Here is a 7,752-nt window from a genome sequence, read left to right as displayed (position 1 = left end):
TGTACGGGATGAATTGCCCCATGAGATTTATTTAAATAAATAAACCACTACCTTTAGGTTAGCCAGGGAGGCCAGGTCGCCCGGGCAATCTCAGGAAAAGGAGCGATTACAATGGCAAGAATCGAACGTGGACCGTATCGCACGATATGGCAGGACTTTGATGACCTTATGGCCGAGATGGAAAGCAGGTTCCAATCCATGCTCGGGGGGATCGGCGCGCGGGGAGAAGAGGTCAGGGGCCGGATCGTCCCGGTAGTCCGTGATCTCCGCGTAGATGTCCGGGACCACGAGGACGAGGTGATCGTTGTTGCCGATCTCCCCGGCGTCGAGAAGGAGAACGTCGCCGTCCGGCTCATCGACCCTCAGCACCTGGAGATCGTAAGCATGCGGACGGATGAGACGGAGGAAGATACCCGGGACTTCTTCATGCGGGAGCGTGTCTACGGGCAGATGAGCCGGACGGTACTGCTTCCCGCCGAGGTGACCCAGGAGAACTCAGTTGCCTCGTTCAAGAACGGCGTTCTCGAGGTCCGGTTGAAGAAAGCGCCGACCGAGACCGGGACCGCAATTCCCATCGAATAACCTTTTTTCCATTCTACCGAACAATTCATCACGAGCCAGCGTGACACTATCATGATGGATAGAAAAAAGGTCAAGGACTATATGACCTACGATGTCGTCACCGTCAACGCCCAGGGAACGGTCCGGGACGTCATTGAAACCATAAAGCGGACGCACCACGACGGGTTTCCGGTTGTGGAGGACTCAAAAGAGGTGGTAGGCTACATCTCGGCACGGGACCTCCTCTTTGCCCATCCCGCGACGCCCGTCGAGCAGGTGATGTCCCGCCACCTCATCGTCGCCGACCCGGATATGAGCGTGAACGATGCAGCCCGCGTCATCTTTCGTTCCGGTATCCAGAAACTGCCGGTCGTCAACGATAAGAACGAACTCATCGGGATCATGTCGAACGCCGACGTCATCCGGTCCCAGATCGAACACGTCTCGCCGGATAAGGTCTTCAAGTTCATCGAGACCCTGAAGAAACTCTACGGGGTGGAACCGACGCTGAGGCGGGGCTCGGTCCCGATCAACGAACTCCTCCCCACCCAGTCCAAGATCTACGAGGACGAACTGGAGGGGAGGATGTACGAGATCAAGAAAGGGCTCGCCGAACCCCTGATCGTGGTGCGCCGGCCGGGCCGCTGGATCCTGGTCGACGGCCACCACCGGGCGATCGCGGCAAAACGGCTCGGAATCACGAATCTCGACGCCTATATCATCGAGGTCAGGGAGAACATCGAGCTCGGGATGGAGCGGACTGCAAAGACCCTGAACCTCAATACGCTCGACGACATCAAGGTGCTCGATTACGCCCGCCACCCCCTCGTCGCGCTGACGCACCGGCTTGTCAGGCACGGGTGAATAACCCTTTTTCCCGCCGGGAGCAGTCCCGGGTCTCTGGGTCCCGACCGCCTCCGGGTGCTTCAGGAGGAGCTTCGCCGATGACGAAGGCCCCGGTTGCCACCCGGATAGAAGATGTTGGGGTGCCGGCGTCCCACTCGCCGAAAAAAGATGCCCGGACTCTACGACCCCTCGGTTCTCGTGTCGTAACTCTCGTTTAGAACATGCTCCTTCACGACCGTCCCCTCCGGGATGATCACCTCCGGCCAGAGCCGGGTCCCGGAGTGGACGACCACGTTGCCTTTCAGCACCGCGTGCGGCCCGATGACCGTGTCGTGCTCGACGTTGCACCCCCTGCCGATGAACGTGTCGTTGTCGATGATGCTCCCGCTGACGGTGCTCTCGTTCCCGACCACGACCCGGTTGTAGATGGACGACGAGAAGATCTTCGCGCCGCTCTTGATGATGCACCCCTCCCCGATGCTCGTATACGGCCCGATGACGACATTCTCCTCGATGATCGTCCCGGCCCCGATCGAGACCGGCCCGATCACGCGGGAGTTCGCCGCGACTGAGACGCAGCTTCCTATCTGCGCCGGGCCGAGGATCCGGGCGCCCTTAATGTAGAGGTCGCCGGAGATGTTGGTGAACCCGATATCCTGCAGTTTCCACCGCTCCGCCTCACGGAGCGACCGGGGGCTCCCCACATCGGACCAGTTGCCCCGGGCAAGCCAGGCCTTCAGGGGGTAGCCCTTCTCCATCAGCTCGGGGAAGAGGTTGCGGGCGAAGTCGAACTTCTCGCCGGAGGGAATGTGGTCAAAGATCTCCGGGTCGCAGACGTACATACCGGTGCTCGCGAGGTTCGAGAAGATCTCGCCGGGGCTCGGCTTCTCCTTGAACCTCTTGATCTGGTAGTTCGCGTCGATCTCGGCGATCCCGTACTCGGTGGGGTCGTCGATGCTGATGAGGCCGATGGTGGTGAGCGAGTCGTTTGCCAGGTGCTCGCGGTAGAACTCAAGCAGGTTCAGGCTCACCACGTGGTCGCCGCCGACGACGAGGAACGGCTGCTCTTCGAGGTATTTCTGGGCGTTCTTGACGCTCCCCGCCGTCCCGAGTTTCGTCTTCTCGTGGACGTAGGTGACGTTGACCCCGAAGAGCGACCCGTCGCCGAGGGCTGCCTCGATGGCTTCGCTCATGTAGCCGAGTGTGATGACCACATCGTTGAACCCGAGGTTCGCGAGGTGTGAGACCAGGTGCTGGATCGAGGGTTTGTTGACGATCGGAATACAGGGCTTCGGACGCCCGAACGTAAGGGGGCGGAGCCGTGTGCCCTCCCCTCCGCACATTATGCACACCTTCATGACACTTCGTTGTCTGCGTATTGATTTAACCCTTGGGGATGGACTGTGTAGCCTCCCGTTCGCGAACCTTTATTCCCTGTTGGACCGAGAGTCTACAGAGACGATGAAGGCGTTTGAATGTACCCTCTGCGGAAAATGCTGCATGCACGCGGGCGGAGAACTCATCGAGATCGAGAAGAGGCTCACCAGCCGGGACTTCCTCTGCCGGCAGAAGATCGTCGGCGGCAACTTCCGTGCCCGGGTCGAGGATCGGTTCCTCGACGCGTTCAAGGATACCGCCGAGAGCAGCAGACACCCGTCCTGGTGCCCGTTCCTCCGGGGCCTCCCGGAGGAGGAGGGAAAGTATGTCTGCACCGTCCACGGCAGCCGCCCCCTGATCTGCCGGTCATACACCTGCTGTGCCATGCGGATCTTTGCCGGCGACGGACGGGAGGCCGGGAAGGTGAAGGGGAGAAGGAGCCTCGTCACCGAGGATGCCATCCTCCGCCGCTGCTGGGAGGAATCGGTCGCACCGCTTGCAACAGACGACGATATCGCCTGGGGGGCCGAGGTCGCCGGAATCCTCGGCCGTGCAGGTTACCGGGTCGAGACCTATGAGTGAGACCCGGCGCCTTCAAGTCGTCCGGGGCCGGGTGGAATGCACAACGGGCGAGGCTGTCCCCATCGACCGGTGCGGATTCTGTGTCCACTCCGCCCGTGTCGTGGTCAAAGGAAAGGAGGTACCGTCACCGGCACGGGCCTACTGCAGCAGGTGCCGGGACGCGGAACGAGTCGATATGGGAACGGTCGAGGCGGTCGTCTGCGACGACCTGTCCGGCGAAGGGTTCCGGAGCATTACGAACGTTATCAGTTAGCCGATCACTTCCGCCAGAACTCCCAGGGATGCTTTGTCTGGAACGGGACACCCCTCGCCTCCTTGCTCCAGTCGGTCTCTATCGTATGGTGGACCAGCCGGACCTCGTTCCGGAGTTCGGTAAGGATCTCTTTGACGTCCTCGAGCTCCTTGAGGAGCCGGTTCAACTCTTCAAACGAGCGCTGCTGCCGTGTCGTCACCGCCCCGCCGTCCTGCCGGCAGGCAAGGCCGGCCTCGATCAGTTCGAGGATCGCCTCGTTCCGGTCGAACGCCTGATCCCTGGCAAATTGATCGATCTGCTCCATCAAGGAGGGATCGAGCGCAAACGAACATCTCATCACCATAGATCAACCACTTCCCGTGATAATGTATCCGTCTTAGCAGATTATAGTCTCTGCCGCTCCGCCGGTCGTTCATCCCATCCGGCATCGGCATGCTCTTTCCAGGCAGTGTGCGGCATTCGCTCCTCTCATGCAACCGCACCCAATCAGGCAAAAAAGAAGTAACCCGGGTTCTCCGCGGAGAACTGCCCGGGATCAACTGATATTATCCATGTTGTATCCTTTCTGAGCGAGCAGGTTTTTCACCCGTTCGCGATGGTTGCCCTGCAGCTCGATCGAGGAGTCTTTGACCGTGCCGCCACAGGCGAGCTTCGCTTTCAGGAACTTGGAGAGGTCTTCGAGGTCGATATCGTAGGGGTCGAGACCTTCGATGACCGTTACTTCTTTCCCATACCGGCGCTTGTTGATCTTTACGCTGATTCTCTGCTGTTCCTTCGCGACTTCTTCACAGATACACAGTTCCTTTGGCAGTCCGCAGGTCGGACATATCCCACCGTTCATTGCATGTACCTTTCAGCTCTCGTTATATATTAGTTGGCATGTCATGCGTCAATCAGGCAGACGTCGCACCCGAGAGAGAGTACCTGGTCCGGCCGGCTCCGATGACGGTAGACGGTGATGCCTTTGCAGCCGAGGTCCCGGGCGAGGGAGAAGACCCGGGCGATCTCGTCGATGGTCGCTGCCTCCGGGAGGTTCACGGTCTTTGAGACCGCGTTGTCCGTGTGCTTCTGGAACGCCGCCTGCATCCGGACATGGCACTCCGGTGCGATCTCGACGGCGGTCTTGAACAGGTTCCGGGTATGCTCATCGAGGGAAAGGCCAACGACTGTCCCGTACCGGCGGACGTGCGCCGCGACGTCCCTCCCGCCGGCGGTCTCGGGGAGGAACTCCCGGACGAGGTCACTCACGATATCGACCTGCTGCCCGTCAATCGTCCGGCTGTATGCAAGCGAGAAGACGGGCTCGATGCCGCTCGTCGTCCCGGCGATGAGGTGGAGCGAACCCGTGGGGGCGATGGTGGTGACGGTGGCGTTCCGCATATCCCCGGTATAGACCGACCCCTCGATCGCCGGGAACGATCCCAACTCCTCGCCCAGTTCCTCCGACCGGCCCCGGGCCGCGTCCGCGATCCCCGCCATCAGGCTTTCGGCGAACCGGAGCGCCTCATCCGACTCGTACGGTATCCCGAGACGTATGAGCGCCTCGGTAAATCCCATGACGCCAAGGCCGATCTTGCGGGTGGCGAGGGTCCGCTCCCGGATTTCGGGGAGGGGAAAGCGGTTCACATCGACGACCGCATCGAGGAACTCGATGCCGGACCGGACGGTGGCCGCGAGCAGATCTTCGTCGAGGTCGTCCTTTCTCACGCACCGGGCGAGGTTGACGCTGCCGAGGTTGCAGCTCTCGTAGGGGTAGAGCGGCTGCTCGCCGCAGGGGTTGGTCGCCACGATGGGGCCGAGGTGGGGGGTGGTGCTCCGCCGGTTGATCTCGTCGAGGAAGAGCACTCCGGGTTCGCCGGAGGCATGGGCGGAGGCGGCGATGAGGTGCCAGAGCGACGCGGGGTCGATGCTCCTCCATACGCTGCCGTCGCGGGGGTTCGTGAGGTTGTACGCCTTCCCCGCCGCGAGGCACCGGAGAAACCGGTCGTCGACCCCGACCGAGACGTTGAAGTTCGAAAGTCCTCCCGCCTGCTTGCAGTTCACGAACTCCTCGATGTCGGGGTGGGAGGCCGCGAGCACGGCCATGTTTGCCCCCCGCCGCCGCCCGCCCTGCCGGACCGCCGCCGTCGCGGCGTCGTAGACCCGGATGAACGAGACCGGCCCGGTCGCTGCCCCCGGTGTCCCGTTGACGGCGTCTCCTCGCGGCCGGAGAAGGGAGAACGAGAACCCGGTCCCTCCCCCGGACCGGTGGATGAGCGCCATATGGCCAAGGGTCCGAAAGATCCCCTCGAGGGTATCCTCCACGGGGAGAACGAAGCAGGCAGAGAGCTGCCCGCCCGCGGTGCCGGCATTCATCAGGGTCGGGGAGTTCGGGAGGAAGAGAAGGTCTGATAAGAGCGAGAAGAATTCGCGGGACTTTTCAGGCCCCCCCACGGCGCCGGCGACCCGGGTGAAGAGGCCGTCCGGCGTCTCGCCGGGGAGGAGGTAGCGGCGCTCGAGGAGGCGGCGGCCTTGCGGGGAGAGGTCCATACTGCAGTCATGAACCCCCGCCCTTAATAATCCGTCGAGCCCAACGCTCCTGTCGGTAATGTCTCTTATCGTCCTCGGAACTGCATCCCATGTCGGGAAGAGCATGACGGTCGCGGCGCTCTGCCGTGCGCTCTACCGGCGCGGAATCCCGGTTGCGCCGTTCAAATCCCAGAACATGAGCCTCAACTCCTACGTCACCGCCGACGGGAGCGAGATCGGGATCGCCCAGGCGGTCCAGGCCTTCGCCGCGGGAGTCGAACCCTCGGCCGATATGAACCCGATCCTCTTGAAGCCGAAGGGGGACCAGACCTCGCAGGTGGTGCTGCTCGGCAGGCCATATAAGGATGTGCAGATCCGGGACTACTACGCGGAGACCGATACGCTTCTTGCCGAGGCCGTCTCGGCGTTCGAGCGGCTGCGGAGCCGTTACGGCCATATCGTGGTCGAAGGGGCCGGGGGAGCGGCGGAGGTGAACCTCTACGACCGCGACATCGCCAATATCAGGCTCGCCCGCCACCTCCGCCTTCCCATCGTCCTGGTCGCCGATATCGAACGGGGCGGGGTCTTTGCCCAGGTCTACGGGACGCTCGCCCTCCTCCCGGAGGATATCCGGCCGCTCGTCGCCGGGGTCATCGTCAACAAGTTCCGGGGGGATACCGGGCTCTTTGCATCGGGCGTCGAGAAACTCGAGGAACTCACGGGGGTCCCGGTGCTCGGCGTGGTCCCTTACGCGGAGATCCCGCTGCCGAGCGAGGACTCGCTCTCGATCGCCGATAAAGGGCGGCGGACGGCTGCTCGGCCGGTCAGGATCGCCGTCGTCCGCCTCCCCCGGCTATCGAACTTCACCGACTTCGAGCTCCTCGAACGCTGCGCCTCGGTCGACTACGTCCTGCCGGGGCGAACGCTCGCCGGCTACGACTGCATCATCCTCCCCGGAACAAAGAACACCATCGAGGACCTCGATACGCTGCAGCGGGCAGGGACGGGGGAGGAACTCCGCCTCGCCCGCGAGCGGGGCGTCCCGGTCATCGGGATCTGCGGCGGCTACCAGATGCTCGGCCGCACGATCGTCGACTCCGGCGTCGAGTCGGGAACACCCGGCGAATACCCGGGGTTCGGGCTTCTTGACGTCGTCACGGCCTTTGCCGGCTACCGTAAGACGACGGTCCAGGTCCGGCGCCGGGCGACCGGCCCGGGCCCCATCCTCTCTGCGATGGGAGAGGTGGAGGGTTACGAGATCCACATGGGCGAGACGGAGCGGGGAGAACTGCCGGCAGCGTTCTCCGGCGACGGGGCCGCGACCCCCGACGGCCTGGTCTTCGGGACCTACATGCACGGCCTCTTTCAGAACCCTCCGGCAGCAAACGCCCTCCTCGCCTACCTCTCTGAGCGGCGGGGGCTGCCGTTTGAGCCGGTCGCGGATGCCAGCGGGGGCACCCTCGGCGCCGCGGACGCGTATGACGCACTTGCCCGGCACTTCGAGGAGCACGTGGATATGGATGCGATCGTGGCGTGGTTCGTGGATGCGACTGTCCGAAGGACAGGAGCAGGAGAAGACCGAAGGTCTTCGGGTTGCGACGGTTCGTGAGTACGGGGGACTGGAG

General features: G+C 62.9%; 9 protein-coding genes. 5 read left to right on the top strand and 4 right to left on the bottom strand.

All coding sequences use genetic code 11. The features are described 5' to 3' along the window. Positions 1–111: 111 nt before the first annotated feature. A complete protein-coding gene (locus tag PLN84_RS12120; protein ID WP_292386484.1) occupies positions 112–582 on the top strand; it encodes an Hsp20/alpha crystallin family protein in 471 nt (156 codons plus the stop codon). A 54-nt stretch (positions 583–636) separates the two neighbouring features. After that, complete coding sequence (locus PLN84_RS12115) at positions 637–1,425, top strand: CBS domain-containing protein (RefSeq protein ID WP_292386662.1); 789 nt, start codon at positions 637–639, stop codon at positions 1,423–1,425. A 161-nt stretch (positions 1,426–1,586) separates the two neighbouring features. Here the strand turns inward: PLN84_RS12115 and PLN84_RS12110 are convergent, their stop codons facing one another. Then, the gene (locus tag PLN84_RS12110; RefSeq protein WP_348532110.1) at positions 1,587–2,765 is read right to left on the bottom strand and encodes an NDP-sugar synthase; all 1,179 of its coding nucleotides are present in this window, start codon (positions 2,763–2,765) and stop codon (positions 1,587–1,589) included. 103 nt (positions 2,766–2,868) lie between these two features. Here PLN84_RS12110 and PLN84_RS12105 point away from each other — a divergent pair, with 103 nt between their 5' ends. Further along, positions 2,869–3,366 carry a YkgJ family cysteine cluster protein gene (locus tag PLN84_RS12105; RefSeq protein ID WP_292386481.1) on the top strand — a complete coding sequence of 166 codons (498 nt, stop codon included), beginning with the start codon at positions 2,869–2,871 and terminating at the stop codon, positions 3,364–3,366. Continuing rightward, positions 3,359–3,619 (top strand): hypothetical protein, encoded by a 261-nt coding sequence (locus PLN84_RS12100; protein WP_292386480.1) that lies wholly within the window; start codon positions 3,359–3,361, stop codon positions 3,617–3,619. Before PLN84_RS12105 ends, PLN84_RS12100 begins: the two co-directional genes overlap by 8 nt. Before the next feature lie 4 nt (positions 3,620–3,623). Here PLN84_RS12100 and PLN84_RS12095 read toward each other — a convergent pair whose 3' ends face one another. From PLN84_RS12095 to PLN84_RS12085, 3 genes are all read right to left on the bottom strand, one after another. Further along, positions 3,624–3,956, bottom strand: coding sequence for a type II secretion system protein E (locus tag PLN84_RS12095; protein ID WP_299953285.1), 333 nt, complete (start codon positions 3,954–3,956; stop codon positions 3,624–3,626). A 198-nt stretch (positions 3,957–4,154) separates the two neighbouring features. Next, on the bottom strand, positions 4,155–4,460 hold the full coding sequence (yciH, locus tag PLN84_RS12090; RefSeq protein ID WP_292386478.1) for a stress response translation initiation inhibitor YciH: 306 nt from the start codon (positions 4,458–4,460) through the stop codon (positions 4,155–4,157). A gap of 41 nt (positions 4,461–4,501) precedes the next feature. After that, positions 4,502–6,148, bottom strand: coding sequence for an adenosylcobalamin-dependent ribonucleoside-diphosphate reductase (locus PLN84_RS12085; protein ID WP_292386477.1), 1,647 nt, complete (start codon positions 6,146–6,148; stop codon positions 4,502–4,504). 58 nt (positions 6,149–6,206) lie between these two features. Between PLN84_RS12085 and PLN84_RS12080 the strand changes: the two genes are divergently transcribed. After that, the gene (locus PLN84_RS12080) at positions 6,207–7,736 is read left to right on the top strand and encodes a cobyric acid synthase (RefSeq protein WP_292386476.1); all 1,530 of its coding nucleotides are present in this window, start codon (positions 6,207–6,209) and stop codon (positions 7,734–7,736) included. The last annotated feature ends 16 nt before the right edge of the window (positions 7,737–7,752 follow it).

The organism is Methanoculleus sp., from assembly GCF_035363275.1.
GTDB lineage: Archaea > Halobacteriota > Methanomicrobia > Methanomicrobiales > Methanoculleaceae > Methanoculleus.
This window is presented reverse-complemented; position numbering and strand designations above follow the sequence as displayed.